Annotated in this window: 1 protein-coding gene and 1 pseudogene; both read left to right on the forward strand. The window is 70.7% G+C overall.

The genetic code is table 11. From position 1 onward, the window contains the following. Nucleotides 1-312: hypothetical protein (locus tag PUR61_RS15850; protein ID WP_329879490.1), on the forward strand; the 312-nt coding region annotated here is incomplete at its 5' end. A 10-nt stretch (nt 313-322) separates the two neighbouring features. Continuing rightward, nucleotides 323-601: pseudogene (locus tag PUR61_RS15855) on the forward strand (hypothetical protein); the annotation flags it as partial.

Raw genomic sequence — 601 nt, forward strand, 5'->3', positions numbered from 1 at the left:
CTGGCCTCCCCCGAGCGCAGCGCCCAGTACATGGACTTCCACGCGATCTTCCCGTACGACCTCGGCAAGGTGGACCCGGCCGTGAAGGCCACCGTGGACGGCAAGGTCAAGGCCGACCCCAACTGGGCGCCCATCTTCGAGCAGCTCGCCCGCAACACCCCCGACCTGGTCCTCCAGGACCGGCACGCCTTCCAGGCCCGCTGGGACGCCCAGAAGGCCAACATCGTGGCCGGCGTCAACGGCCAGGCGTCCGTCGACAAGGCGCTGAAGACCGTCGACGACCTGGTCGGCCAGGCGCTCGGCAAGGAGTGACGGAAAGCCGATGACGACCATGACCGACCTTCCCGCGAAGCACCCTCCCGGCGGCACCGCCGCCGGGAGCGGCCCGGACCGCGCCGGGCAGACCTCGAAGTCCCGGCGGCGTTCGACCGGAGCCCTGGCCGGCTGGCTCTCGGTGGCTCCCGCGCTGCTGGTGATCCTGGGCTTCACGTTCTACCCGATGGTCCAGTCGATGCTCCTGAGCACCGACCACTGGAACCTGCTGGGCCCGCGCACCTTCGTCGGCGCGGAGAACTACCGGACCATCCTCGGCGCCGGCACC

This window comes from Streptomyces sp. BE20 (genome assembly GCF_036322525.1).
Lineage (GTDB): Bacteria > Actinomycetota > Actinomycetes > Streptomycetales > Streptomycetaceae > Kitasatospora.